Source organism: Streptomyces sp. NPDC050988 (assembly GCF_044456225.1).
Classification (GTDB): domain Bacteria; phylum Actinomycetota; class Actinomycetes; order Streptomycetales; family Streptomycetaceae; genus Streptomyces.
Genome location: NZ_JBITFQ010000002.1, coordinates 445,021 through 470,774, shown reverse-complemented (window position 1 = coordinate 470,774; position 25,754 = coordinate 445,021). Strand labels below are relative to the sequence as shown.

24 protein-coding genes and 2 pseudogenes are annotated in these 25,754 nt (G+C 69.2%); 12 read left to right on the top strand and 14 right to left on the bottom strand.

The features are described 5' to 3' along the window. Positions 1–2: 2 nt before the first annotated feature. On the bottom strand, positions 3–3,011 hold the full coding sequence (locus tag ACIBEI_RS06935) for a family 16 glycoside hydrolase (RefSeq protein WP_398885833.1): 3,009 nt from the start codon (positions 3,009–3,011) through the stop codon (positions 3–5). A 247-nt stretch (positions 3,012–3,258) separates the two neighbouring features. Here ACIBEI_RS06935 and ACIBEI_RS06930 point away from each other — a divergent pair, with 247 nt between their 5' ends. After that, positions 3,259–3,735, top strand: a complete 477-nt coding sequence (locus tag ACIBEI_RS06930) for a nuclear transport factor 2 family protein (protein ID WP_398885831.1) — start codon at positions 3,259–3,261, stop codon at positions 3,733–3,735. A 97-nt stretch (positions 3,736–3,832) separates the two neighbouring features. Here the strand turns inward: ACIBEI_RS06930 and ACIBEI_RS06925 are convergent. After that, positions 3,833–4,353: pseudogene (locus tag ACIBEI_RS06925) on the bottom strand (metal-dependent transcriptional regulator); the annotation flags it as partial. A gap of 20 nt (positions 4,354–4,373) precedes the next feature. On the opposite strand from ACIBEI_RS06925, the gene ACIBEI_RS06920 reads away from it, so the two are divergent. From ACIBEI_RS06920 to ACIBEI_RS06905, 4 genes are all read left to right on the top strand, one after another. Further along, positions 4,374–5,093: a helix-turn-helix domain-containing protein gene (locus ACIBEI_RS06920; protein ID WP_398885829.1), complete on the top strand. Its 720-nt coding sequence runs from the start codon at positions 4,374–4,376 to the stop codon at positions 5,091–5,093. A 10-nt stretch (positions 5,094–5,103) separates the two neighbouring features. After that, complete coding sequence (locus ACIBEI_RS06915) at positions 5,104–5,988, top strand: hypothetical protein (protein WP_398885827.1); 885 nt, start codon at positions 5,104–5,106, stop codon at positions 5,986–5,988. A 373-nt stretch (positions 5,989–6,361) separates the two neighbouring features. Further along, the gene (locus tag ACIBEI_RS06910) at positions 6,362–6,565 is read left to right on the top strand and encodes a cold-shock protein (protein ID WP_055617413.1); all 204 of its coding nucleotides are present in this window, start codon (positions 6,362–6,364) and stop codon (positions 6,563–6,565) included. Positions 6,566–6,707: 142 nt separating this feature from the next. Then, complete coding sequence (locus ACIBEI_RS06905) at positions 6,708–7,697, top strand: phosphotransferase family protein (RefSeq protein WP_398885825.1); 990 nt, start codon at positions 6,708–6,710, stop codon at positions 7,695–7,697. 286 nt (positions 7,698–7,983) lie between these two features. On the opposite strand, the pseudogene ACIBEI_RS06900 reads toward ACIBEI_RS06905, so the two are convergent. The 6 genes and pseudogenes from ACIBEI_RS06900 to ACIBEI_RS06875 form a co-directional block, all read right to left on the bottom strand. Continuing rightward, positions 7,984–8,163, bottom strand: a pseudogene (locus tag ACIBEI_RS06900) (transcriptional regulator); the annotation flags it as partial. A gap of 112 nt (positions 8,164–8,275) precedes the next feature. Beyond that, the gene (locus tag ACIBEI_RS06895; RefSeq protein WP_398886325.1) at positions 8,276–9,592 is read right to left on the bottom strand and encodes a D-arabinono-1,4-lactone oxidase; all 1,317 of its coding nucleotides are present in this window, start codon (positions 9,590–9,592) and stop codon (positions 8,276–8,278) included. Between the two features lie 113 nt (positions 9,593–9,705). Beyond that, positions 9,706–10,977 (bottom strand): MFS transporter, encoded by a 1,272-nt coding sequence (locus tag ACIBEI_RS06890; protein ID WP_398885823.1) that lies wholly within the window; start codon positions 10,975–10,977, stop codon positions 9,706–9,708. A 41-nt stretch (positions 10,978–11,018) separates the two neighbouring features. Continuing rightward, positions 11,019–12,197: an amino acid deaminase/aldolase gene (locus ACIBEI_RS06885; RefSeq protein ID WP_398885821.1), complete on the bottom strand. Its 1,179-nt coding sequence runs from the start codon at positions 12,195–12,197 to the stop codon at positions 11,019–11,021. Positions 12,198–12,324: 127 nt separating this feature from the next. Continuing rightward, entirely contained in the window at positions 12,325–13,182 is an 858-nt protein-coding gene (locus ACIBEI_RS06880) for an SDR family NAD(P)-dependent oxidoreductase (RefSeq protein ID WP_398885819.1), read from the bottom strand. A 104-nt stretch (positions 13,183–13,286) separates the two neighbouring features. Beyond that, the gene (locus tag ACIBEI_RS06875; protein ID WP_398885817.1) at positions 13,287–14,270 is read right to left on the bottom strand and encodes an SMP-30/gluconolactonase/LRE family protein; all 984 of its coding nucleotides are present in this window, start codon (positions 14,268–14,270) and stop codon (positions 13,287–13,289) included. Between the two features lie 130 nt (positions 14,271–14,400). On the opposite strand from ACIBEI_RS06875, the gene ACIBEI_RS06870 reads away from it, so the two are divergent. Further along, positions 14,401–15,921, top strand: a complete 1,521-nt coding sequence (locus tag ACIBEI_RS06870) for an aldehyde dehydrogenase family protein (protein ID WP_398885815.1) — start codon at positions 14,401–14,403, stop codon at positions 15,919–15,921. 67 nt (positions 15,922–15,988) lie between these two features. Then, positions 15,989–16,798, top strand: a complete 810-nt coding sequence (locus ACIBEI_RS06865; RefSeq protein WP_398885813.1) for a class II aldolase/adducin family protein — start codon at positions 15,989–15,991, stop codon at positions 16,796–16,798. Positions 16,799–16,892: 94 nt separating this feature from the next. Here the strand turns inward: ACIBEI_RS06865 and ACIBEI_RS06860 are convergent, their stop codons facing one another. Then, on the bottom strand, positions 16,893–17,534 hold the full coding sequence (locus tag ACIBEI_RS06860) for a TetR/AcrR family transcriptional regulator (protein WP_398885811.1): 642 nt from the start codon (positions 17,532–17,534) through the stop codon (positions 16,893–16,895). A gap of 745 nt (positions 17,535–18,279) precedes the next feature. Between ACIBEI_RS06860 and ACIBEI_RS06855 the strand changes: the two genes are divergently transcribed. Continuing rightward, entirely contained in the window at positions 18,280–18,648 is a 369-nt protein-coding gene (locus ACIBEI_RS06855) for a hypothetical protein (RefSeq protein WP_398885809.1), read from the top strand. A 108-nt stretch (positions 18,649–18,756) separates the two neighbouring features. Here the strand turns inward: ACIBEI_RS06855 and ACIBEI_RS06850 are convergent, their stop codons facing one another. Beyond that, positions 18,757–19,431, bottom strand: a complete 675-nt coding sequence (locus ACIBEI_RS06850; protein WP_398885807.1) for a GPP34 family phosphoprotein — start codon at positions 19,429–19,431, stop codon at positions 18,757–18,759. A gap of 372 nt (positions 19,432–19,803) precedes the next feature. Next, positions 19,804–22,047 carry an MMPL family transporter gene (locus tag ACIBEI_RS06845; protein WP_398885805.1) on the bottom strand — a complete coding sequence of 748 codons (2,244 nt, stop codon included), beginning with the start codon at positions 22,045–22,047 and terminating at the stop codon, positions 19,804–19,806. Between the two features lie 243 nt (positions 22,048–22,290). Between ACIBEI_RS06845 and ACIBEI_RS06840 the strand changes: the two genes are divergently transcribed. The 3 genes from ACIBEI_RS06840 (at position 22,291) to ACIBEI_RS06830 (ending at position 24,691) form a co-directional block, all read left to right on the top strand. Beyond that, complete coding sequence (locus tag ACIBEI_RS06840) at positions 22,291–23,037, top strand: TetR/AcrR family transcriptional regulator (protein WP_398885803.1); 747 nt, start codon at positions 22,291–22,293, stop codon at positions 23,035–23,037. 95 nt (positions 23,038–23,132) lie between these two features. Beyond that, positions 23,133–23,549: a YciI family protein gene (locus tag ACIBEI_RS06835; protein ID WP_189842512.1), complete on the top strand. Its 417-nt coding sequence runs from the start codon at positions 23,133–23,135 to the stop codon at positions 23,547–23,549. After that, positions 23,546–24,691, top strand: coding sequence for an RNA polymerase sigma factor (locus ACIBEI_RS06830; RefSeq protein WP_398886323.1), 1,146 nt, complete (start codon positions 23,546–23,548; stop codon positions 24,689–24,691). The genes ACIBEI_RS06835 and ACIBEI_RS06830 overlap by 4 nt, the downstream gene beginning before the upstream one ends. Before the next feature lie 8 nt (positions 24,692–24,699). Here ACIBEI_RS06830 and ACIBEI_RS06825 read toward each other — a convergent pair whose 3' ends face one another. Continuing rightward, a complete protein-coding gene (locus ACIBEI_RS06825) occupies positions 24,700–24,831 on the bottom strand; it encodes a hypothetical protein (RefSeq protein ID WP_398885801.1) in 132 nt (43 codons plus the stop codon). A gap of 27 nt (positions 24,832–24,858) precedes the next feature. Then, positions 24,859–25,290, bottom strand: coding sequence for a LysR substrate-binding domain-containing protein (locus ACIBEI_RS06820; RefSeq protein WP_398885799.1), 432 nt, complete (start codon positions 25,288–25,290; stop codon positions 24,859–24,861). Positions 25,291–25,309: 19 nt separating this feature from the next. On the opposite strand from ACIBEI_RS06820, the gene ACIBEI_RS06815 reads away from it, so the two are divergent. After that, a complete protein-coding gene (locus tag ACIBEI_RS06815) occupies positions 25,310–25,552 on the top strand; it encodes a DUF6411 family protein (RefSeq protein WP_398885797.1) in 243 nt (80 codons plus the stop codon). Positions 25,553–25,579: 27 nt separating this feature from the next. On the opposite strand, the gene ACIBEI_RS06810 is transcribed toward ACIBEI_RS06815, so the two are convergent. Continuing rightward, the gene (locus tag ACIBEI_RS06810) at positions 25,580–25,723 is read right to left on the bottom strand and encodes a hypothetical protein (protein ID WP_398885795.1); all 144 of its coding nucleotides are present in this window, start codon (positions 25,721–25,723) and stop codon (positions 25,580–25,582) included. Positions 25,724–25,754 lie beyond the last annotated feature (31 nt).

Below are 25,754 nucleotides of genomic sequence, written 5' to 3'. Positions count from 1 at the left end.
GGTCAGGTCAGCGGCTCCAGTGTGATGTCGCGGAACCGGACCTTGTTCCCGTGGTCCTGCAGACGGATCGCGCCCGCTGCCGGCGTCTCGGGTCTGCCCGAGGCAGTGGGGCTGTCGAGGGCGATGTCGTCGTGCACCTTCTCGCCGTTCCACACCACGGTCACCCGCGCGTCGGCGGTCTTGCGGCCGCTGTCGTCGTAGCGGGCGGCGCGGAAGACGATGTCGTACGTCTGCCAGGTCTCGGGCGCCTTGGCCGCGTTCACGTCGGGCGCCTTCTTCAGATAGATGGCTCCGGCTTCGTTGGTGTCCAGGGAGGTGTCACCGTAGGAGTCGAGGATCTGGAGTTCGTAGCGGTCCTGGATGAAGATTCCGCTGTTCCCACGGTCCTGTCCCGTGACATCGGGAGGCAGCAGCGGAACGCGGAACTCGACATGCAACTTGAAGTCCTGGTACGCGTCCAGGGTCCGGATGTCACCGCAGCACACCTCCATCGACTCCTCGTCGGTGAGCGGCCACTTGAGCCGTCGCCCGTCAGTGTGCTGCCACTCGGACTGCGAGGCGGCGCTCCCGTCGAAGAGCGTGACCGGCGCGCCGTGTGGGCGAACAGTGATCAGATCGAGGTTGACGTGACCGGTGTCGCCGGCGTCGTAGCTGTAGGAGAGGGTGTTCCTTCCGGCGCGCAGCACTACCGGTTCGGTCTGCGTGGACCATGAATCCCAGTCACCCGTGGAGGCCAGCCTCACTTGCCGCAGCTTCTTCCCGTTGGCGTACAGGGAGAGCGACTTGGTGCCCTGGAACGGATTCGGGCCGTTGGAATAGCGCAGGTTGACGTCGTACGTGCCCGCCTTGGGGACTGTCACGTCGAAGGTGGTGGCAACCTTGCCCTCCGTGGAGTACCGGTCGACGAAGCCGCTGCCGGAATGGCCGACATGATCGGTGTTGACGCCCGCTGAGCCCGTCAGACGCGCTTCCTCGGCCTCGTACTGGGTGGCGGGTGGCGGCTGCTTGCCGGGCATGGCGTTGAGTGTGTACCAGGCCTCGGTGCTCCACAGCGCCTCACCGGACGCAGAGGTGAAGGGCCGCGGGGAGCGAAGGTGGACGACCCGGCCCGACTTCAGCCCGTCCAGCCGAAGCCGCACGGTACGCCCGTCCTTCGACAGCTCGGCCGAGCGTACGGGCAGGGCCTCCTCGGCGATCTTCGGACCGCCGTAGTCGGTGGTCGGCGTGTAACGCCACTGCTCGGCCCGGTAGCGCTTGGCCAGCTCCTCGGCCGTCGTCGCGGACACCGGCTGGGTGTACGTCAGGTCGAAGCCGCCCGGCACGGCACGCATCGTCTGGATGTCGAAGGTGTTCCCGCCGTTGGGCGTCAGCTTCTGCAGGCCGAACTTGAGCTTGCCCTCCTGGCCCCAGTTGCCCTCGGCGCCCAGGCCGCCGGCGTAGATCGAGCCGTCGGGACCGAGGGTGAGGCGGTTGACTCCGGCCTCAAGACCCTGCGTGTAGCGGAAGACGGCGCCCTGATACTGGCCCTTCACCTTCTCCAGGTACGCGCGCTGCAGGCCGCCGTAGGTCACGTCGCCGATCAGCATCTGACCCGCGAACCTGCCCTTCTTCAAGTACAGAGGCGTGGAAGGCGAGTTGGCGATCTCGTTCTGGGGCAGCCACAGCACCGGACTGGTCGGTGTGGCCGCGTCGAAGGGACCGGACGGCTCGGTGTAGTGGTTGAAGAAGCGGTCCTGCTTGACGTGGACGAGCTTCGACGAAGGAAGCCAACCGCCTTGGTTGTCCGTGGCGAAGAGCTCACCGTCCGGGCCCCAGCCGATCCCGTTCGGGGTACGGAGCCCGCCTGCGACCGGGCTGATCTTTCCGGTCTTCTTGCTGACCTTGTACGTCGTTCCGCGGCCCGGCGCCGGCTGCGGAACCGTGGTCGCCCCGCCGAGGTTGATGGAGACGGAGAGGTTCACGTAGAAGTAGCCGTCGCGGTAGAGCAGCCCGAAGGCGAACTCGTGGAAGTTCCCGCCGTACGGCCAGGTCGCGACGGTGCGGTACTCGTCGGCCACGTCATCGCGGTCCCGGTCGACGAGCCGGGTCAGCTCGTGCTTCTGCGAGACATACAGCGAACCGTCGACGTACTTGATGCCCATGGGCTCGCGCAGCCCACTTGCCACCTTCTTGAAGGTGACCTTGTCCTGGCTGGTCGGACCGGTGACGTTGTCCAGCAGATAGACCTCTCCGGCAACGTTGTCGGAGCCGCCCCAGGTACTGATCGCCAACCGTCCGTCGGGCAGCCAGTCCATACCGGTGACCTGCGGTTCGAAACCGTCGGGGCGCAGATCGGTGAGCGTCAGGTCCGGCCGTACGGAGGTGAGCGGGAGGCCGTCGCCGGGGGAGTCGCCGCTCGCCTCGCACTCCTTGCGTCCGGGTGCCGTCACTCGGACGACGTCGGCATCCGTACTCAGGGCTTCGCGGGGCACGACGGTGAAGTCGCTCTCACCCGGCGGCTTCCAGGCCAGCTGGAGCCGCTGCCCGCCGTCGCGCTCGAAGTGATCGATGCGCAGGGGATGCGACCCCGCGGTGAGCGTGACCGCGCCGTCCTTCGGCTCAGCGCCGTGGAGTCCGTCGTGGTCGACCACCGTGGTGTCGTCGATGGTCAGCCGGGAGCCGTCGTCGCTGGTGAGACGGAACCCGTAGGTGCCGTCGCGCGGCACGACCAGGTTGCCGGTCACCTCTGTGACGAAGCGGTCGGAGAAGCCACCGAAGTCGTCGGCCGTGGACCAGTCCACCGTGGCCTTCAACGAGTCGTGGTTGGGGGTCTGTCCGGGCTTGAGGGTGCACAGCTTGCTCAGCGGTGTCTGCACGTCGAACACGCGCAGCGTGACCCCGGGCTCCTGTGGCGGGATGTCCGGCGGAGCGGCTGAGGACGCCGGGGCGGCCAACAGGCCCCCGGCGAGGACGGCTCCGGTCAGTAGGGCGGTGAGAAGTCTTCGGGCACGCAGGAACGGATGGTGGGACAACGGTCCTCCATAAGGCGGGACCGGACCGTGCCGGATTTCGTTCCGGTCTTCAGTGACGGGCTGCGTTGCGCCGCCAACCTAAGGGACTTTCACTTGACATGTCCATACTTTGTCATCTCGGTGTTCAAAGTTGAGGCCGGAGCCATTACTCCCGGGGTAATCGACCGTTCGCCCGTCACTCGAGCAGGATCGAGCACATCGACGGGAACTCCCGCCGGGATTCAGCCGTAGCAGCGAGGAGAGTGTCATGGTCGTCAAGTCCCCCGTGACCAAGGCGAGGTCAGCAACGATCGCGAGTTCGGCCGACACCGCGAGTGCCGTGGCCGAGGCCACTCGGGCCGTCGTGCAGGAGTTCATCGCGGCTCGGGTGGCCGGGGACACCGGGCGGCTCGTCGCGCTCTTCGCCGCCGAGGTCGACTGGATGCTCGCGGCGAACCCCGCCGTCCCGTGGATCCGTCCGCGATCCACCGCCGCCGAATGTGCCGCCCAGTTCTCGGAGTTGATGGAGTACACCGTGCCCGAGGACGCGCGGGCCTCCGTCGACACCTTCCTCGTCGACGGCACCGACGCCGTCCTGATGGGCCATCTGTCGGGGACCGTACGCGCGACGGGAAAGTCCTTCGAGGGCCCGTTCGCACTGCGCCTCACCGTCGAGGACGGCCGGATCACCCGGCACCACCTCTACGAGAACAGCCTGTCGATCGCCGAGGCCTGCGCGCCGTGAGGGCGAGGGCGGCCCTCGATCGCGACCGGGGTTCCAGGTCGGGGGCCATCCGGGTGCGTGTACGGGTCCATGGCGACGGGTCGGCGCCCGGCAGGGCTCAGCGCTCGACCACGAAGACGTGCGCGGCGGTCTGCGTGGGGAGTTCGGCGGCCTCCCCGCCGCTGCCGACCAGCACGCCGCCGGGCGATGACGTCACGCTCACGACCGGCGGCAGGCCGGGGCCGCACCCCGGCCTGCCGCCGGGTGCGCATCAGCCGGGATCGGTCTGGATCAGCTCCCCGATGCGCCGTACGACCGCGTTCGCGCCGTTCGCGCCGTTCGGACCGGGGGTCCAGGTCGCTGAGGCTGACGATGGGATCGTCGAGGAACGGAGACACCGTGCTCTTCACGCCGAGTTCCACCAGGCCCGGGATCGGATTGCCGTAGGGCGACTTGGTCAGGTTCCGGAGCGACTCCAGGGCGCGCAGCTCGACGGCCTCGCTCATCACGTGCTCCCAGTGGCAGGCCTCGGCGTGCACCTGCTCCCACTCGCTCCAGATGCCGGTCGCCGGCGATGTGCAGCAGGCCGTCGCGCCGCATGCGGGCCGCGGTCCGGCTGACGGTGGGCCGAAGCCGGTCGGAGTTCTATCGTGGATGGCGTGAACTACCGAGAGTTCCGTGCGCCGACCGGGCTGTTGCCCGTGGTCGCTTGCTTGTGGCGCAACGACACCCTCGTGGACGGGACGGAGCGGGTGGTCCCGGACGGCTGCGTCGACCTGGTCTGGCTGGGGGAAGGCCCGCCGCTCGTCGTAGGCCCCGACACCGGCCCGGTGCTGTGGAAGCCGACCGGCGCGCCGACCTGCGGCGTACGCCTGCGGCAGGGCGCCGCCGGCAACGTGCTGGGGCTGCCGGCCTCCGCCGTCCGCGACCTTCAGGTGCCTCTCACCGAGGTGTGGCCGGAGGCCGGGGCTCTGAGCGAGCAGGTGGCCACCGTCGGTGACACGGCCGAAAGCCTCCGCCTGCTTGCTGGAGCCGTACTCCACCGCCGGGCCACACCTGACACGCTCGCCACCGCGGCGGCCCGCCGCCTGGCGGATCGCGAGATCCGGGTGGCCGACCTCGCCGCCGAACTCGGAGTCGGCGAGAGACAGCTCCACCGGCGGGTGACCGCCGCGGTCGGGTACGCCCCGAAGACGCTCGCCCGCGTCGCCCGGCTCCGCCGGCTCATCGGGGCCGACGAGACCCCCACCATGTCACTGGCTGATCAGGCGCTTGCGGCCGGCTATGCCAGCCAGGCCCACATGACGGACGAGGTCCACCGGCTGACGGGAGTCACGCCTGTCCGATTCCTGGAAGACGTCCGGCTGACCGCCGCCTAGCGTCGACGGCATGACTACTCGAACGACCACCGAGAAAAGCAGCCAGTCCCGTATCGACTCGGCGCGACAGTTCATGGAAGGCACGGCCCGCGTGCTCGAGCGGCGCCAGCTGGAGGTGTTTCTCGACGACGCGCCGGTCGAGCCGGTGCTCGACGCGCTGCGGCCCTACCGGAATCCCGACGGCGGCTTCGGCCACGCGCTCGAACCCGATGTGCGCTGTCCGGGCAGCCAGCCCTCCGCGGCCCTCACCGCACTCGGGGTACTGGCGGAGATCGGCGCCACGAACGACCCGATGGTCACTGCGACCGCCGACTGGGTCGCCTCGGTCGCCCGACCCGACGGCGGTGTCGCACAAGTACTGCCCTCGGCGCTCGGCCACCCACGTACCCCCTGGATGGAGCCGAACGACGAGTCCAGTTTCCTGACCTTCGCCATCGCCGGACGACTGCACCAGTTGGGAGTCGAGCACCCGTGGCTCGACGCCGCGACGGCCTGGAGCTGGCGGGAGCTCGAATCGCAGAAGGAGGCCGGCGGCTACACCGTGGTGTTCGCCCTGCAGTTCCTCGACGCGGTGCCCGACCCGGACCGCGCCGCCGCCGCGATCGACCGGCTACGGCCGACGATCGGCCCCGACGGCACCGTCCCGGTCCCGGGCGGCATCGAGGGCGAACACATCAAGCCGCTCGAACTCTCACCACGGCCGGAAACCCCGAGCCGGGCACTCTTCACACCCGCCCAGCTCGATGCCGACCTCGAGCGGCTGGCGAGCGAGCAACTGGACGACGGCGGCTGGGACTTCCACTTCCTCCACTGGATGCCGGCACAGAGCACCGAGTGGCGCGGCATCGTCACCCTCGGCGCCCTGCACATCCTTCGGGAGCACGGCCGGCTCTGAGCGACCCGGCCGCGCCCGGCCCCGCCCCTCCGGTTGGGCGGTGCTGCCACGCCTGCGGAATGTCACGCCTGGGCGAGTGATCTGCGCCTCCGACGACGACCGGCATGGTCCCGCGCGCCAGGAAGCGCCGGGAAGACGAGTACCGACGCTGCTCGCGCGGACCGCTGACGGCCAGTACGCGCGACGCGGTTCGGATCATGGCCGTTGTTCTCTGGTGGGAGCCGGTTTTGCCGTGTAGCGTCACTCTCAGATGTCGTGGTTCGCAGTACCTGCCCGCGCTCCGGCGCGGGCGTTTTGCTGTGCAGTGCCGGACCAGGGCGATCACCTCCGGGGCCGCGCGGTGCGGGTCCGATATTGACTGGAAGGCATCAGCATGGCCAAGGGAACCGTCAAGTGGTTCAACGCCGAAAAGGGCTTCGGCTTCATTGCTCAGGACGGCGGGGGACCGGACGTCTTCGCGCACTACTCCAACATCAACTCCACCGGCTTCCGTGAGCTCCAGGAAGGCCAGGTCGTCACCTTCGACGTCACGCAGGGCCAGAAGGGCCCGCAGGCGGAGAACATCACCCCTGCCTGACCCAGCGGTCGGACATCGTCGGCCCCCGGAACACGTGTTCCGGGGGCCGACGCGTCTCTTGAGGAGCGGAACAAACCAATCGCCCCTCGGCAGATGGTCCCGTACGGTGCGTGGGTTGTCGTGAGGGAGAGGTGGTTCGGGCGTGGCACCCAGGGCAGAGACGCGTGCGCGGTTGGCCGGTGCGGCGCGGGCCGCGCTGGGCGGTGGGCGGCGGCTGGAGGCCGCTGAGCGGATCGCGGGTGGTAGCAAGAAGGGCGTGTACCGCCTGGTGATGGACGACGCGACGACCGCGATCGCCTACCTGTGGGACGACGCCGAGAACTACTGGCCGACGGTCGAGGGCGACGACGACCTCACCGACCCGTTCGCTCCCGGCCTCGGGCTCGACCTGTTCGAGGCCGCGCACACACGGCTCGACTCGCTCGGTGTTCGCGTTCCCGCGATCCGTCTCGTCGACCGCGACGGCGCCCACTGCCCGGCCGACCTCGCGATCGTCGAGGACATCCCGGGCGAGAGCTTGGAGGACCTGCTCGCGCGCGACCCGGGCGCGGCCGCCCCGGTCATGGCCCGGCTCGGGGAGTCCCTTGAGGCGATGCGGCAACACCGGGCACCAACGTACGGCAAGGTGGCCGTGGTCGACGGCGGAGGCACGTCGCTCGGGACGTCGTGCGAGTCGGTCGTGCTGGACCGCGCGCTGCGGGACCTGGCAGAGGCGGCGTCCCGTGATCCACGGATCGCGGGAGCACGTGACCGGCTGGAGGAACGGCTGCGGGATCTGGCGGCGGAGGTGCGGCCGCGCACGGAGTACGCGGCCGTGCACGGCGAACTGGGGCCCGACCACGTGCTGGTGGACGCGGTCGGGAACCCCGTGGCGATCGACATCGAGGGCTTGATGTACTTCGACATCGAATGGGAGCACGTCTTTCTACGGATCCGCCTGCACGACGCCTACCGGCCGCTGGAAGTGGACGGACTGGACGAGGACCGGCTCGCGCTCTACATGCTGGCGCAGCGTCTGTCGCTGACGGCGGGACCGCTGCGGTTGCTCGACGGGAACTTCCCCGACCGGGAGTTCATGGCGGGCATCGCCGAGTGGAACCTGAAGCAGGCGCTGGAACTGATCCGCACCTGATGGCCTGCCGCGTCCCCTTGGTTCCGTCTTCCTGTGTCAGTCCTGCCTCCTACACTCTCGCAGACATGATCGAAGGGCGGGAACCCGCCGAGCCACCGCCCCGCCTGGATCGGGTCCACGACCGACGACTCCCGTGAGTCCCGCACGAACTGCCGCTCCGCACGCGTAGGCCTCCACCAGGCCACGCCCAGGCCCGCGTTGAAGCTGGCGAACCCCAGCAGCCGGCCAGCTATGCTCCGTGGTGTCCCGAGCGCCCCGCCTCCTTGAGCTACCGAGCCACTGCGCGTTGGCCGGTCGTGACCAGGGTTTCGCATTCCATCAGCTGGCGGTCGACCTGTGGATGCAGCAGGGTCTTGCGGTCGGCGCACCGGACCGCGACCTGTTGCTCGGCCCACAGCCGGCGGGCGTGGTGGCCTTCTCGCTCCTCGGGCGGGGTGACGGCCCGGGCCGTGGGTTCGGTGAACCAGTGCGGTGTGCGGGATGTGGCGGCGGTTGAGGGCAACGGTACCCGGACGGGCTTGTCGGAGCCGGGTACGCCCTGTCCGCCCAGCAGTTGAGCCGCGCAGGCGCCGGGTGGGTCAGTCTCCCAGCACCCTGCGGAGATAGGCGTTGGTGAAGCGTCGGTCGGGGTCGAGCCGATCGCGAAGTGCCGTGAACTCGTGGAAGCGGGGGTAGGCGTCCGCGAAGTAGGCGGCGTCCCGGGTGTGGAGCTTGCCCCAGTGCGGGCGACCCTCGTGCGCGACGAAGATGCGCTCCGCCTCCGCGAAGTACCGGCGGTACGGCATGCCCCGGTAGACGTGGACGGCGATGTAGGCGCTGTCGCGTGCGGATGCCGTGGAGAGGGTGATGTCGTCGGCGGGCGTGGTGCGGACCTCGACCGGGAAGCTGATGCGCAGACCGGAGCGCTCGATCATGGCCTTGAGTTCGCGGAGGACGTCGAGGACGGCCCAGCGCGGAATGGCGTACTCCATCTCGATCATCCGGACGCGGCGCGGGCTGGTGAAGACCTTGTACGGGATGTCCGTGTAGCTCCTGGCCGAGAGGCCCCGGCTTGTGATCCGCGCGATCGCCGGGACGGTGGCGGGGATGGTTCGGCCTACGGAATTGAGTGCCTGGAACACGTTGTTGGCGAGGAACTCGTCGTCGAACCATGCCTTGAGCCGGCCCAGCGGGGCGTGGGGGCCGATGGTCCGGTTGTTGCGCAGGGTGTTGCAGTTGTCGGTGTGCGGGAACCAGTAGAACTCGAAGTGGTCGTTGTGCGCGTGGAGTTCGTCGAAGGCCGCGGTGACGGTGTCGAACGTCATCGGTTCCTCATGGGAGGCGAGGAGAAAGAGGGGCTCGACGGCGAAGGTGAGGGCGCTGACGACGCCCAGAGCGCCGAGTCCGACGCGCGCCGCGGCGAACACCTCCGGGTTCTGCGTCGTGGAGCACCTCAGCAGCGAACCGTCCGCCGTCACCAGCTCCATGCCACGGATCTGTGCCGCGATCGCACCCGATGCGCGCCCTGTGCCGTGGGTGCCAGTGCTGGTGGCGCCGGCCGCGGTCTGCTCCATGATGTCGCCCATGTTCGTGAGCGACAGGCCCTGCCCGGCCAGGGCCATGTTCATCGTTTTGAGCTGCGTACCCGCCTCGACGGTGACGGTGCCGGCCTTCGGGTCGATCGCACGGATGCCGCTGAGTCGGTCGGGGCGAATCAGTACGCCGTCCGTTGCGGCGGCGGTGGTGAAGGAGTGGCCGCTGCCCACCGCCTTCACGGGCAGGCCGTCCTCGGCCGCCCGGCGGACGACGGCGCGCAGTTCCTCCACCGAGGCGGGGGAGACGACTCGGGCCGGGCGAGCGGTGACGTTCCCGGCCCAGTTCCGCCAGGTGTCCGGCTTCGGGATCGACTTCGGGATCGGCTTCCGGTTCGGATTCGCTCTGTGCCGGGGCGCGTTGGAGGGGAGCGTGTCCACGGCTTTCCTTTCTTCTCGGGGCGGAGGGCGGGTGAGGGGTGAGTTGCTCGGCGGCTCTATCTGACCGACCGAACGCGGTACACGAGCAGAACCCCCACGGTCGCGGCCACGCCCACGCAGGAGAACAGCAGCGGATAGCCGCGGTCGGAGGTGATGATGAAGCTGGCGATCAGAGGGGCCAGTGAGGGCGGGACGACCGCGGCGATGTTCATGATGCCGAGGTCCTGCGCCCGGCTCTCGGCATCGGGCAGGACCTGGGTGATCAGCGCCTGGTCGACGGCCATGTACGCACCGAAGCCGGCACCCATGACGGCTGACGCCACCAGCGTGACACCCAGGGTGGGAAAGCTCGCCAGGAGGAAACCCGATGCCGCCTGGAGCAGCGCCGCCAGCGCGACGAAGATCCGCCGTCTGCCGAGGCGATCGGACAGCACTCCGGCGACGGAGCTGGCCAGGACGCCGGCCACGAGGTAGAGGGCTGTACAGGCGAGAAGGCTGCCGGCCGGATCGGGGACCTTCAGGTCGTCGGTCAGGAAGTAGAGGGTGTAGCAGACGCCCAGGGAGTTCGCCAGGTTGACCAGGAGCCGTCCGCCGAACGCCCAGGCGAAGTCGCGGTTCCTGAGCGAGCGGCCCATGGAGGTGAGCAGTGTGCGCAGACTCAGTGCGGGCTCGGCGGCGTACGAGGTGTCCCGGAAGCGTGCGAGGAACGGCACGGTACAGACGATCAGCAGGGCCGCGATGACGAGGTAGCCGCTCGCGGGGGACAGCGCGAACACGGAGACGAGGGCGATGCCGGTCACCACGCCGAGGGCCTGGGGGCCGTAGATCGCGCTGGACACCAGACCGCGCTGGCCGACGGGGACGCGGTCGGCGATCATGGCGGTCAGCCCGGCCGTGGCGGCACTGAGGCCGAGCATGCTCGCCGACCACGCGAGGGTCATGCCTGTCACCGTCGTCTGCTCCCCGGTGATCGCCAGCCCCGCCGCGAACCACAGCGCGCCGCCCGCGAGCCAGAGCCTTCTGCGTCCGAAGCGGCTGCGGGAACGGTCGCACAGCGCTCCGCACACCGGGAGGGCGAGCAGCGAAACCAGTCCGGCGAGGGCGTTGACGACGGCGAAACTGTGAACCTTGGACGCCGGATCGATGATCTCCAGCTGCTGGGGCAGCAGCAGTTGAAGGGGTACGAGACTCGCCATCCAGAACCCGAACCAGACCAGGCCGAACAAGGTGATCCAGGCACGGGAGACGGGCTCGGTCGGCGCGTGACCGGCATCGGTCGCGACGGCAGTCGCCGGCTCCGGGGCCGGAGGACGGAACTCGGTGGACATACGGCCTCCCGGGAACGGAAACGGGCCTGTTCAGGACGGGCTCACAGGAACGCGTGTCCCTCGCCCCGGTAGGTCGCGGCCTCGCCGACGATCTCCGTGCCGGACACCAGGTGGAGTGTGTTGACGCGTTCGCACAGTTCGCCGGCCTTGGCGTGGCGGAACCACACGTGGTCGCCGAGCCGCATCCCGTGGGCGGCAGCGCCCAGGACGGGTGTCTGGACTTCGCCGGCCCCTTCCCGTGGGTTCGTACGCAGCCCGCGCGGCCAGGCCAGGGTGGGCTGGCGGTCGGGGCCGGTCGCGCCGGAAGCGATCCAGCCGCCGCCGAGCACGGTGGCGATCCTGGGGCTTGGGCGGCGTACGACGGACATGACGAAGAAGGCCGCGGGCCGGGGGCGGAAGCGCCGGTAGAAGTCGAAGAGTCCGGGCCCGTAGAGCCCCGATCCGGCACCGATCTCGGTGATGACGTGTTCGGCGGAGGTCTGCTCGATGGAGCCCGTGCCGCCGCCGTTGACGAATTCCAGCGGCGCCACGGCTTCGACGGCGGCTATGGCCGCCGCACGCCGGTCGGCCAGTTCGGCGGCGGAGAGGCGCTGCATGGCGCGGATCGCGGCCCGCCTGAGCAGCGAGCCCGGCTGGTTGTCGCCCAGCCCGGCGATCTGGCCTTCGTACGACATGAGCCCGGCCAGACGGAATCCGGGTCGGTCCTGGATGACGCGGGCGAGTGCGGCGGCCTGCCGGGGGGAGTGCACCGGCGAGCGGTACGGGCCCAGGTGGATGCGGCCTCCGGCCAGTTCCAGCGAGGCGTCCAGATCGATGCAGACGCGGATGTCGGGGCGGGAGGTGCCCACCACCTCGTCGACGAAGTCCAACTGGCTGACCGAGTCGATCATGAGGGTGATGCGGGAGGCCGCGCGCTCGTCCGAGGCGAGCCGCTTCAGCGCGGTGCGGTCCGTCGTCGGATAGCCGATCACCACGTCCTCGTGGTCCTCGGCCAGCCACAGGGCCTCGGGCAGGGTGAAGGCGAGGATTCCCCGGTACCCGTCACACCGGGCGGCACGCGCGATCAGCTCGCGGCAGCGGACCGACTTGCTGGCCTGGCGGATGGTCGCCAGGCCCGCCGCCCGGTGTGCCAGTTCCGCCGCGTTGGCGTCGAAGGCGTCTAGGTCCACCACCGCGAACGGCGGGTCCAGGTGCTCGGTCGCCCTGTTCAGCTGGATCATCCGGGCCTCGTTCGGCCCGGCGGCGGATACGGCCCTTTTCGCGTCCGGCCTTTTCGCGTCCGGCCTTGTCACGTCCGGTCGGGACGCCATGTGCGTACTCACATTCGCACCCTTTCTTGGAGGTTCGTCAGTTTCCGGATGCCGGGAGCCCCTGAGCGGAGCGCAGCCGCTCCCGCTGCCGTCGGCCCTTGGCCTCGACGATGGGGATGACGCGGCGCATCAGCCTGGGGAAGACTCCGACGATCCGCTGGAAGCGGCCGGCGAGCGGCGGGAACACCACTTCGACCGGCTTGGCGGTCATGGCGTCCACGACGGCCTTGGCGATCCGCTCCGGGGCGTACGACTTCTCCGCGAAGGCGATGGCGGCGGAGGGGTCGGCCATTTCCTGGTCGAGCATGCCGGTCCGGGTGGACGGCGGATGGACGATCGTGAAGTCCAGCGGTCCGTCGCGTTCCTCGATGGCGACGCTGTGGTGGAAGGCCCGAAGGCCGTGCTTCGTGGCGCCGTAGGTGGCGTATCCGGGCAGCGGCAGGAACGACGTCATGCTGCATACGGTGATGATGTGACCGTGGCCCTGTGCGGTCATGCGCTCCAGCGCCGTGCAGACCCCGGTGACGGTGCCGAGCAGGTTGATCTCGACGATGTCGCGGTGCTGCTGGGGACGGAGATCGCGGGCGAGTCCGGTGTGGGTGATGCCGGCGTTGTTGACCAGCACGTCGACGTTCCCGAATCGGGCCTGAGCCGCGTCGTACGCCCTGTTCCAGTCCGTGGGACTGCGAATGTCCAGGGCGTGTGCGGCGGCTCGCTCGCCCAGGGCGTGGGCCCGGGCCAGGACGGCGTCCTCGTCCACGTCGGTCAGCAGGACGCGATGGCCCCGCGTGATCGCCAGTTCCGCGATGGCGGCTCCGATGCCGCTGCCCGCGCCGGTCACGAGAACGACCTTGCTCTTTGTGGACGGTTCGGATGGTTCGGATGGTTGGGACATGGCCTCAGCTTCTCTTGGTCACTTGTCCAAGTCAATTGTTCAAGTGGAATTCTCCTGAATTGTTACCCCGGGGCCGGGGCAGGAACAGGGCCAGAGGCAGGGGCCTACAGCCGCACCATCTCGATGCGCCCACCGTTGAGTTCGGCGGCACGGACGGGATCGTCCGTAGGGACGGTGGCGGCGAAGAGGGTGCGTCCGTCGCGTCCGGCCATCAGGCAGCTCAGGGTGTTCTGGCTGGTGGCGACGCGGTCGAGGACGCGGCCACCGCGGGCGACGCGCACGCATTCGCCTCGGAGGGCGTTCGCGACCCAGACGGACGTGCCGTCGGCGTCCCACGCGATGCCGTCCGGTGCGATCGGGGACGAGGAGCGCTTCGATACGGCCGGGTGGTCCAGGAGTGCCGAGATCCTGCGGGTGATGCGGCCGGCCGTCCCCGGGTGGTTCACCAGGCGCCACAGGAGCGGCGAGATCAGGGGTGCCCACGGTTCCGGGCGGGTCAGGGAGCCATCGGGGTTCCTGGAGAAGGCGGTGAGTCGCATGGCCAGGGTCTCGGCCACGATCACGTTCTCGCCGTCGGCGCTGAGCAGGGTCCCGTTCGGGAAGAGCAGGGGATCCGTCAGCCCGAGCAGGCTTCCGTCCGGCGCCAGACAGGCGATCGGGGCTCTCGGAGGGCCGGGCGGCGCGTAGAGCATGGAGTTCGGGTGCTCACGGGAGTGGGCGTGGTAGTCGAAGCCGAAGTTGCCGACGTAGGCGCGCCCTTCGGGGTCGACGAGCATGTCGTTGACCGGGCCGCCGACGATGTGGCGCAGATCGGCGTGTACGACCAGTTCACCCCCCGCCTCCAGGCGGTACACGCAGCCACCGTCCATGGAGACGACGAGCAGGCGGCCGTCGGGAAGCCAGCCGAGCCCGCCGGCCCGGCCGGGGACCTCGATCACCGTCTCCGGCTCCGCGACGCCGTCCCATCGGTGCACCCTGCCGTGCGCGAGATCCGAGAACCACAGGGCTCCCTGATGCCAGCGCAGGGACTCGGGAACGCCCAGGCCGCTCAGTGCGACCAACGCCGTCCTTTTCGCCCGACGATTCATTCGACCGCTCCTTCACGTCTACTTGGACGCTTGTGCAAGACGCTTGACTTGTACGACTGACCGTCTCATTCTGAGTGAAGAGAAGTCAACGTTCCGGTGGGGAGTTTCCGTGACTCAGAATCAAGCGCTCATGACAGGTGGCCCCCCGACGGGTGCACGCATCGAGGTGGACAACCCCGCCACCGGAGCGGTGGTCGGCGAGGTTTCCGAGACGTCCGCGGAAGAGGTGGCGCAGGCGGTGGAGCGCGCCCGGCGGGCGCAGAAGGGCTGGGCCGAGCTGGACATCCGTGCCCGTGCCGAGTTCTTCGCGCGGGGCCGCCGCTGGCTCCTGGCCCACCGCGAGGAGGTCACTGACTGCATCGTCGAGGAGAACGGGAAGGCGGAGGAGGACGCGATCGTCGAGATCGTCTACTGCGCCAGCGCCTTCGCCTACTGGGCGAAGCAGGCCCGCAGCCTGCTCGCCACGACGAGAATCCGCTCCCTCTCGCCGTTCGTCCTCGGCCGGAGTATGTACACGCGCCAGGTGCCGCGTGGTGTCGTCGGAGTCATCGGCCCGTGGAACAACCCGTTGCTCAACTCCTTCGGTGACGCCATCCCCGCCCTCGCCGCGGGGAACGCGGTCGTCCTGAAGCCTTCCGAACAGACGCCATTGACCGCGCTGCTGATGGAGCGGATGGCCCGTGAGTGCGGCTGGCCCGAGGACGTCTTCCAGGTCGTCACGGGCGCGGGGGCCACCGGCGCGGCGGTCGTGGACTCCGTGGACTTCGTGATGTTCACCGGATCGACGAGGACCGGCCGCCTGGTCGCGGCCCGCGCGGGCGAGCGTCTCATCCCCTGCTCGCTGGAGCTCGGCGGCAAGGACGCCCTGGTCGTCCTCGCCGACGCCTCCCTGGAGCGGGCCGTCAGCGTCACGATCCAGGGGGCCCTGTCCAACGGAGGTCAGATGTGCACCTCGGTGGAGCGGGTCTATGTCGAAGAACCGGTGTACGACGCGTACATCGCCCTGCTGCGTGAACGGTTCCAGCAGGTCACCTCGGGTCGGCCGGCCGGGCTCGGCAGTGTCGACGTGGGCGCCGTCACCTTCCCTCCCCAACTGGCGGTCATCAAGGACCATGTCGCCGACGCCGTGCGCAAGGGCGCCCGCGTACTCGTCGGAGGGAAGGCGTCCGAAGGGCCCGGCCGGTTCTTCGCACCCACGCTGCTCGTTGACGTCGACCACAGCATGAAGTGCATGCGGGAGGAGACCTTCGGCCCCACGCTGCCCGTGATGAAGGTCGCCGACGCCGAGGAAGCCCTCCGGCTGGTCAATGACAGCAAGTACGGGCTTCAGGCCTCGATCATCGGGTCGGACCTGAAGCGCGCCCGCCGCCTCGCCGAACGGTTCGAGGCCGGCTGCGTCACCATCAACGACGCCCAGACCAACTACATGGCCCTCGGTCTGCCGATGGGCGGCTGGAAGGAATCGGGCCTCGGTGTCCGCCACGGAGCCGAGGGATTCCTCAAGTACACGAGGCTCCAGGCCATCAGCGCGAACCGGTTCCCGATGCGCCGCGACATGCACATGATCCCGTACGAGCCCTCGGCCTACCGGTTCATCCTCCGCCTGGTGGACGTCATGTACGGGGCCGGCCTGCGCGGCCGCGCCAAGTAGCGCTTCACGCCCCGCAGTTCACGCACTCGCAGCTCACACATCTGCCGGACCTTCGAGAGGCCAGACCATGACCACGACACCCGAGACGCCCACGCACGACTCCGTCGTCACCCTGCCCGAAGGCGTCTTCCTGCCGCTGCCCCAGCAGAACCTGAGCTTCGAGCAGGAGCGCGAGGTGCGCAAGCAGGAACTCGCCGCCGCCTTCCGGCTGTTCGCCCGCTTCGGCTTCTCCGAGGGCGTGGCCGGACACATCACGGCCCGTGACCCCGAGAACCCGTCGGCCTTCTGGGTCAACCCCTTCGGCATGTCGTTCAGCCAGATCAGCGTCTCCGACCTGATCCTCGTCGACCACGACGGCACGCTCCTGGAAGGCAGGCGCCCGGTGAACAACGCCGCGTTCTGCATCCACTCCGAGGTACACCGGGCCAGGCCGGACGTGGTCGCGGCGGCACACACCCACTCCGTGCACGGCAAGGCCTTCTCCAGCCTCGGCGTCCCGCTGCAGCCGATCACCCAGGACGCCTGCGCCTTCTACGAGGACCACGGCATCTACTCCGACTACCGGGGCGTGGTCAACGACACCGAGGAGGGCCGGCGCATCGGCGCGGCCCTGGGCGACGGCAAGGCCGTCGTCCTGCGGAACCACGGACTGCTCACGGTCGGGGCGTCCGTCGCCGAGGCGGCCTGGTACTTCATCACTATGGAGCGTTCCTGCCAGGCCCAGTTGCTGGCCATGGCCGCCGGGGAGCCGCACCTCATCGACCCCGAGACGGCGCGGATGGTCCGTGACCAGATCTCCGGTGCGCTGCCGGGCTGGTTCCAGTTCCGTCCGCTCTGGGATCAGATCACGGCGGAAGAGCCCGATCTGTTCCAGTAGGCGACTCGTCCGGGTAGGCGGCGCAGACGTAGGGGACGCGGCGCCGCTCCCGGTTCTGCGGAGCGGTTCCGGCCGCTTTCCCTGCGAGTGGCGACTACGACGCCGGGCCCGGCTCTGTTGTCGCCGGGCTCGGCTCCGCTGTCGGCCGGCTCCGCTCGCGGGCGAGTGTCAAGAGGTGGTCGCCCGTCAGACGCAGGACCTCGCGACTGTGCTCGCTGTCGCGGTCGACGAGCCAGTTCAGGGTGACGCCGTCGAGCACCGCGTTGAGATAGCGGGCCAGCACCGGAACGGGTACGGCCCACTCGATGTCAGCGGCCTTGGCGGCCTCCTCCAGGAGTTCCTGGTGGACTTCCCGGTAGTGCTGGTACTGACGTCGGGCCAGATCCTCGAACCCGGCCTGGCGCAACGCGTAGTGCGTCAGTTCATAGCTGACCTGGTGTTCTCCCGGACTGAGCTCGACCGTGCCCCAGAAGGCGCTCAGGCTCTTGGTGATACGCGATTCGAGGTCGCCCTCCGCTTCGAACGTCTTCCGCGCGGCGGCCACGGTGCTGTCGGTAAAGCGGGTGAGGACTTCCTGAAGCAGTTCTTCGCGCGATTTGAAGCAGTAGTGGAAGACGCCCAGCGGCATTTTGGCCTCATTGACGATCGCGCGCGTGGTCGCCTTCGTGACTCCGTCGCGGATCATCACCCGAAACCCCGCCGCGATCAGCTCTTCGCGCCGGTCCTTCGCTGCCATACGAGACATCTGGATCGCTTTCTGCTTCGAGAGCGGAATGTGTGTCCCAGCCAGGGTATCGCAGCGTCTTGGACGCTCGACCAACATCTGGTGGCAACGGGTTCCACGGCCGCCTGCGCTGTGCCGGCCGCGTGGCCCCCCCGGTGCCCATGGTCGGCGGCGCGCCAGCGGCACACCTGGGGGCCGACCTTGAGTACAAGGAGTACTGCGGGCACGGAGCCGCGGCGGAGGTGGACGGGTTACGGCGGGCCATGGGGACCGCTCGAACCCTGCGCGAGCGCGACGGACTGCGGTTCGTCGTCGCGCCTGTATCCACTCAGGACGGCTGTTCGGTCGTCGCCCTGAATGCGCGGTACGCCCTCCGATCGGTGCAGGCGAAGCCCCCAGGATTCCCGCCCTGGGGGCTTTCGTAAGCCTGGCGCCGATGGAGGCTGGCATCCCCTCAGAGGCCGACTGGGAGCCAATATCAGAGGGATCGCCTCTGACTGCCTCCGATCGCCTCTGCAACCCGTCCTAGCAGGTCACAGCCGCTTCGGCCTAGTCGCCCGTCTGCCAGATACTCAGGCTCTCAACCAGCTCTTCGAGCTTTCTGCCCCATCCGCGTCGTGATCCTTCTGTGTGGCCCTCCGGCACTACGCGTTCGGGCGACCGTGCTCGACCGTGCTCGATCGCCGGGAACTCTACTGAGGGATGCTCGGGAGGGTCCCGAGAAGGAAAGAACCCCACCGACACCAAGGAGGTACAGATGCTCGAAGGTGTACTGATCGCCGAAAGCCTGCGGGGTGGGGCCCAGTTGACGGGAATCCCACTGCGGATCACCAGGCTGGCACGGGTCGAGATGACCGACCCCGGGCAGGACCAGCCACGGCTCTGGACACTGCTGGACTTCGCCGCCGACGAGCGCGAAGCCGAGCGACTCGCGGATCAGCTGGCGTCAAGTCTCTCGTCAACGGGAGGCTGGTACGCCGACTTCCACACCTCGCGCGACACGTTCGTGATCTTCGCCGAGAGGGTTTTCCGCTACCCGCGCGGGCAGGCCGAGGGCCGTCGCGAAGCCCAGGATCATGGCCGCTCCGTCGGTGTCCCCGAGCGGCAACTCGACTGGCGGGTCTGACCTGGTGCCCGCTCGCCGCGGAGCCCGCAGCCCCGGAACCGTGGAGTTGCGTGATCGTTCGGAAACTCGGGGAGTTGCGTGATCGTTCGGACACGTCCCGGTTGCGCCCTAGCTGGTGACCGTGACGGCGACAGCGGTGCCTACGGACACCGCTGCGACGGTCCGCATCACGGCGGTGTTCACCGCTTCGGCACCCCAACTGGCCTGCTCCAGTTCCTTCGCACGCTGGTAGACCTTGCCCGACCACGGGATGGAGCGGTGCAGGCTCGGCAGGGTGCCGCTTGCGGAGAGGAGCCCGAGCACGGCCGCGGTACGGGCATCGGGCTCCTCGCCGTAGACCAGGACGGCGCGGACCTTCTCCATGAGGGCCTTCTTGTGCTGGGTGTCCGCGGCCGTCGTGGAAGTCGAACGGAACACGCCCAGCGTCTTCTTGCTCTCCTGGTGCAGCATGCCCCGCTCGACGAGTCGCTCGAGAACGGTTTCGCGCAACCCGGTGCCGATCTCGATGAGAAGCGTCTGCACACCTCGCACTCGGTCGGCGACCTTCTCATGGGCGCTCCGGAGCACAGGGTCCGACAGCGGTTTGCCGGAGACTGCGTGGACCTTCAGACCGTTCAGTCCCTTGTCGTTCTCGTCGACCGTGATGTGTCCGTCGAGGCCGAGTTCGACGAGAACGGCGCCGCCGAGGGTGTAGTACAGCGTGCCGGCTCCCGCGATCGCTCCCGACTTGTCGTCCATCAGCAGCAGCATCAGATCTTCGACAATGAGGGTCTTGTTCTGCATGGTCCATTTCCAACCGTCGGCATCGCGAGAGGCCCTCGGGAGCGGGCCTCGGTCCAAGCTAGGCCCGAATGGACAGCGAGAGTGGCGCGACCTGTCATCACTGTTCATGACAGACGTCATGCGTGTCGTCGATGACGTGCTGCAACAGGAGCGCCTCGCCGTGGAGGAGAGCGAGCGGCCGGTGGTCCGCCGGGTGCAGCAGTCCCGGTCAGCTGACCAACATCCGCGGCTGGCTGGCTGGCTGGCTGGGTGGGTGGGTGGGTGAGTGAGTGGGGGAAGAGCGTCCTCACGCCCTCCGCGTGCCCCATGCGCGGCAGCGCCCGCCTCTCGTGTCGCAGAGGCGGGCACACAGCGTCGGATGGGCTTGGGCGGTCAGACCCCCGTCGAGTTCTTCACGTACGGCGGCTCCGCCGCGGACTCCCGTGCGGCCGCGGGCGCGGGGCCGCCTTCGCTGAGGCCGAACCGCCCGTGGAACTTTCGCAGGAAGCCGGGCGCGTACCAGGCCGAGCGGCCGAGCAGGCGCATCGCGGCGGGGACGAGGACGCCGCGTACGGCGACGGCGTCGATGAGGATGGCCAGTCCGCTGCCCAGGCCGAACAGCTGCATGAAGCTGAGCTTGGCGGTTCCGAAGGCGAAGAAGCTCACCGCGAGCAGACAGGCCGCCGCGGTGACGATGCGTCCCGTGTGCCCGAGGCCGTTGGTCACGGCGGACTCGTTGTCCTCGCCCAGGTCGTGGAGTTCCTTGATCCGGCTGGTGACGAACACCTCGTAGTCCATCGAGAGGCCGAAGGCGATGCAGAACATCAGCACGGTCATGGACACATCCATCGGCTGCGCCGTGAAGCCGAGCAGGGACGAGAGGTTGCCGTCCTGGAAGATCCAGGTCATGACGCCGAGGGTCGCTCCCAGGCTGATCATGTTGAGGACCAGCGCACGCAGCGGCTGTACGACGCTGCCGGTGAACAGGAAGAGGAGGAGGAAGGTGGTCAGCGCGACCAGGGCCACGGCGAGCGGGAGCCGGCTGCCGACGGAGTCCTTGGAGTCGACAAGTACGGCGTCGACTCCGCCCACCAGAGACTGTGACCCGGTGGGCGGGGCGACCGCCCGTACCTCATCGACCAGGTTCTGCGCCGCGTCGGACTTCGGTGACAGGGTGCTCACCACGTTGATCTGCTGCGCGTCGGGGCGGCCGAGGGCGGCGTTGCCGGGGTCGGTCGCAGCGGGCCCTCCGTCGGCGTAGGTTCCCGCGCTGGTCTCGACGCGGACGACGCCCTTGAGCCCGGACAGTTCTACCGCGTACGACTCCAATGGGGCCTTGCTCACTGCCTTGTCGATGACGACGTGGAGGGCCGCGCTGTCATTGCCGTTGAACTTCTCCTGCAGTACCGACGAGACCTGACGGCTCTCGGAGTCCTCGGGCAGCACCCGTTCGTCCGGCGTGCCGAAGGTGATGCCGAGGAGCGGGCTCGCCGCCACCAGCAGGACCGCGAGCACGGGCAGCGCGGTCAGCGCGGGCCGCCGCATGACGGTGCCGGCCAGCCGTCCCCAGAACGGGTCCCGGGAGTCGGAGCGCCCACGGTTCGCCTTCGCCCACGGCAGTCGCCCGCTGTTGACCCGGTGCCCGAGGACGACGAACAGGGCCGGCATGACGAACAGGGTGCTGACGGCCGCGATGGCGACGACACCGACCCCGGCATAGCCGAACGAGCGGAGGAAGTACTGCGGGAACACCATGAGTGCCGCGAGCGCGGCCGCGACCGTCGCGGCGGAGAACGCGACCGTACGGCCCGCGGTACTCACCGTCCGCCGTACGGCGTCGTCCACGCTCGCCCCTGCCGCGAGCTGCTCCCGGAACCGGCTGACCATCAGCAGCGCGTAGTCGATGCCGAGGCCGAGGCCCAGAGCCGTGGTCAGGTTGATCGCGAAGACGGAGACGTCGGTGACGCTGCCGAGGATGAACAGCTCCGCGAACGTGCCCATGATGGCGATGATCCCGATCGCCAGCGGCAGCAGGGCGGCGACCATGCTGCCGAAGACGAGCAGGAGCAGCACGAGGGTGAGCGGCACCGCGATGCCCTCGGCCAGTACGAGGTCCTCGCCCGTCTGAGTGCCCATCTCGCTGTTCACGGCGGCACTGCCGCCTGCCTGGACCGTGAACGCGTCCTTGTACGGTCCGGTGTAGGCGTCGATGACGCTCTTGGCGTTCTCGTCCCGCTCGGTGCCCTCACCCTTCACATGCGCGAGGACCATGGCCTCGCGGCCGTCCTTGGAACGGAGATCGGGGCTGGCCGTGTCCCAGAACGAGACCACGTTCTCAAGGTTCTTCTCCTTCTTGAGATCGGCCGCCAGGGCCCGGCCACTCTGCTGGGCGGCCGGGGCGTCGACACGGCCTTCGGAGGCACGGACCAGCAGGACCAGGTTCGTCTCCCCGCCGAACTTCTCGTCGATGACTTTCGCGGCCCGGGAGGACTGGGAGGCCGGGTCGTCGTAGCCACCTCCCAGCAACTTGCCGAACGCGCCGGCGCCCAGGACTCCCATGAGGGCCACCGCCACGACGGCGACGACGAGTACCAGCCGGGACCGGCGAATCGCCAGTTCGGCTATGCGTTCAAACACGCCCGATCTCCTTTGATGTCCATACGGTGAAAACGACGCGAAAAGGCCGGAGTTGGCCAACGCGGGGGCCGGCGCGGTGCTCTGCGGAGTCGCTTCACCCCGTCAGAAGCAGGTGCGGTGTCGCACTCTTCGTCGCCGGGAGAGACGTTAGTGACGCGGCAGAAGATTTGGCAGTGTTAGATTTTCTTCACACCCCGCACTGCCGGGTGGTCCACACGGGCGGCCGTCCTACGGTCGCCGCACATGCCCGCGGAGGAACACGCAATGGCCCAGCCCACCCTGCGCCAGCGACGCCGGGCCGCCGCCACACAGGAGATCCTGGACGCCGCTGAGCGCCACATCGCCGAACGAGGACCGGCGGCCCTGTCCCTGCGAGGGGTCGCCCGCAGCCTCGGAATGACCGTGCAGGCGCTCTACCACTACTTTCCGAGCCGGGACGCCCTCGTCACGGCCCTCGTCGCCAAGGCGTATGACGACCTGACCGATGCCGTACAGGCCGCCGTCGAGACCGCGCCGGACGAACCGGACCTGCCGCGCCTGGTGGTCGCGGCCGAGGGCTATCGCGCATGGGCCATCGCCCACCCCGAGCGCTTCCAACTCCTCTACGGAACACCGCTGCGGGACTACGCGGCACCGGTCGACGGCCCGACCACCCAGGCGACGCGCCGGATGAGCTCGATCTTCGAGCGCGAGATGTTCGACGAGTTCACCGCGGAGCAACTCGCCGCGGCCGACACCCCCGCACTCTCGCCCTCACTGCGGGCATACCTGGAACAACTGCCCCACTACGGCTTCGGGAATCTGCCGCCGGCCTCGACCGCTCTCCTGCTGAGCGCGTGGGGACACCTGCACGGCCTCGTCGTCCTGGAGGTGTTCGGACACACCTCATTCCTCGGTGACCACCAGTCCGAGATCTTCCGCATGGCGATGCGGACCCTGATCGAGGACATCCATCGCCGGATCCCCGTGGACGTGAGCAAGCCGCACTAGAAAAACTTGGACGGCGATGTCGAGAACCCGTGGCTGGCTCCGTCCCCGCAGTGAACGCGACCACAATGGGTCGCACGGCACCGAGGAGAGACATCATGGCCAAGTACCTGCTGCTGAAGCACTACCGGGGCGCCCCGGCCGCGGTCAACGACGTACCCATGGACCAGTGGACGCCCGAGGAGATCTCGGCGCACGTGCAGTACATGAACGACTTCGCGGCGCGGCTGGAGAAGAGCGGCGAGTTCGTCGACAGCAAGGCGCTGGCTCCGGAGGGGACGTTCGTCCAGTACGGCGGTGAGGGGCGTCCGCCGGTCACCGACGGGCCGTTCGCGGAGACCAAGGACCTCATCGCCGGCTGGATGATCATCGACGTCGACAGCTACGAGCGTGCCGTCGAGTTGGCTGGGGAACTGTCGGCCGCCCCCGGGGCGGGTGGCAAGCCGATCCACGAGTGGCTGGAGCTGCGTCCGTTCTACAGCGCGCCCACGGCCACGGAATGCACTTGGAAGTGAACGAGGCCCTCCTCAGGAGCCTCACGCCGAACGTGCTCGGGATCCTCGTCCGCCGCGGAGCCGACTTCGCGGCGGCCGAGGACGCCGTGCAGGACGCGCTCATCGAGGCGATCCGCGTGTGGCCCGCCGACCCGCCGCGCGATGCGAAGGGCTGGCTGGTCACCGTGGCCTGGCGCAAGTTCCTCGACGCGACCCGGGCGGACACCGCCCGCCGCCGGCGCGAGGACCTCGTCGACGAGGAACCGGCACCCGGGCCCGCACCGGCGGCGGACGACACGCTCCAGCTCTACTTCCTGTGCGCCCACCCGTCGCTGACACCGTCATCCGCGGTCGCGCTCACGCTGCGCGCCGTCGGCGGGCTCACCACCCGGCAGATCGCCCAGGCCTACCTGGTGCCGGAGGCGACGATGGCCCAGCGCATCAGCCGGGCCAAGCGCACCGTCTCCGACGTGCGCTTCGACCAGCCCGGCGACGTCGCCACCGTCCTGCGCGTCCTCTACCTGGTCTTCAACGAGGGTTACTCCGGCGACGTCGACCTCGCCGCCGAGGCCATCCGCCTCACCCGGCAACTCGCCGCCGTGATCGACCACCCCGAGGTGGCGGGACTGCTCGCCCTCATGCTCCTCCACCACGCCCGGCGCGCCGCCCGGACCGCACCCGACGGCAGCATCGTTCCGCTCGCCGACCAGGACCGCGGCCGATGGGACACCACCTCGATCGCCGAGGGCGTGGAGATCCTTCAGGCGGCTCTCGCCCGCGACCGCCTCGGCGAGTTCCAGGCCCAGGCCGCCATCGCGGCTCTCCACGCGGATGCGCCTGCCGCGGAGGAGACCGACTGGGTACAGATCGTCGAGTGGTACGACGAGCTCGCCCGCCTGACCGACAACCCGGTCGTGCGTCTCAACCGCGCGGTCGCCGTCGGCGAGGCCGACGGACCGCGGGCCGGTCTGGCGGCGCTCGCGGCACTGGACGACTCGCTGCCCCGCCACACCGCGGTGGCCGCTTACCTCCACGAACGCGACGGTGACCTGACGACGGCGGCACGGCTGTACGCCGAGGCGGCCCAGAAGGCACCCAACCTCGCCGAACGCAACCACCTCACCCGCCAGGCGGCCCGCCTCAACACCCGCCGACCTCGCTGACGACTGGTTCAGCTGCCTCCGTCCGCGAGCGGGCGGTAGACCAATGAGGGGTGCGTGTAGTTGCTCGGGGTGGCCGATGTAGAGACCCCTACGGCGCGGCCCGCGGCGATGGCGATGACCCATTCACCGGTGTTGGTCACCTCGATGGTGGTGATGGGTCGGGCCGTTCACGGCCACAGGTCCATCGTCGTGGCGCCGGAAACGGTGTTGAGGGCGATCGGATGGGCAGCGAGGTCCACCAGGGTGATCCGGGGGAGAGCCGCCAGCGGGCTGCCTGCCGGCATGACCACCACCCGCTCCTCCGACAGCAGCGGCTCCGTGCGGAGCCCGGCCGTGGTGACCGCTCCGCGCAACATGGCCGCATCGACCTTGCCCTGTGTGAGTCCCGCCGTATGGTCGTCGATGCGGAGCGGTTCCAGCGGAGTCCCGGGGCGCGTCTGGTCCCAGCGGCGCAGCAACGGGATCGTGTGGTTGCCGAGGGCCGCCCAGGTGGTCCTCGGGCTGGCGCAGAAGCGGGAGAGCGCGGGTGACGTCGGCGTGTGGGTACCCGGGCACTTCGCCCAACGAAGGGCGGGTGAAGGGCCCGGTGAAGGACCCAATAGAAGGAGGACTCAGTTCATGATGATCGTCGGTATCGTTGTCGTCTGCGTCGTCCTGCTCGTGCTCGCGTTCCTGCTGCCCAGGCTGTCACGCCACCCCCAGAACGGAACGCAACGCACCCTCGGAGCTGGCGGCCAGGTCGCGGGCAAGGCGCCAGGTCCCCTGGGCAGGCTGCTGCGCAAACCCTTCAGCAGCAGCTCCCGAGCCGTCGGCCGCAGCGGCGCCGCCGGCCGTCGTACGCGGGGCCGGATGCCATTCTGACCGGCCGCCCGCACTCTCCCGGCGCTCTCACCCGAGACGTTCGGCGAGGAGGACCCGTCGAGGCGCCGCGTCGAGCCGGCCCGCGCGCAGCAGCACCTTGGTGAGATGCGCGGGGGCCGGCGACGCGGGCAGTGCTCTCGCGGCGGAGACGAAATCCCTGATGGGTTCCATGGATTGGCTGTGTTGATAGTGCGGGGATGCG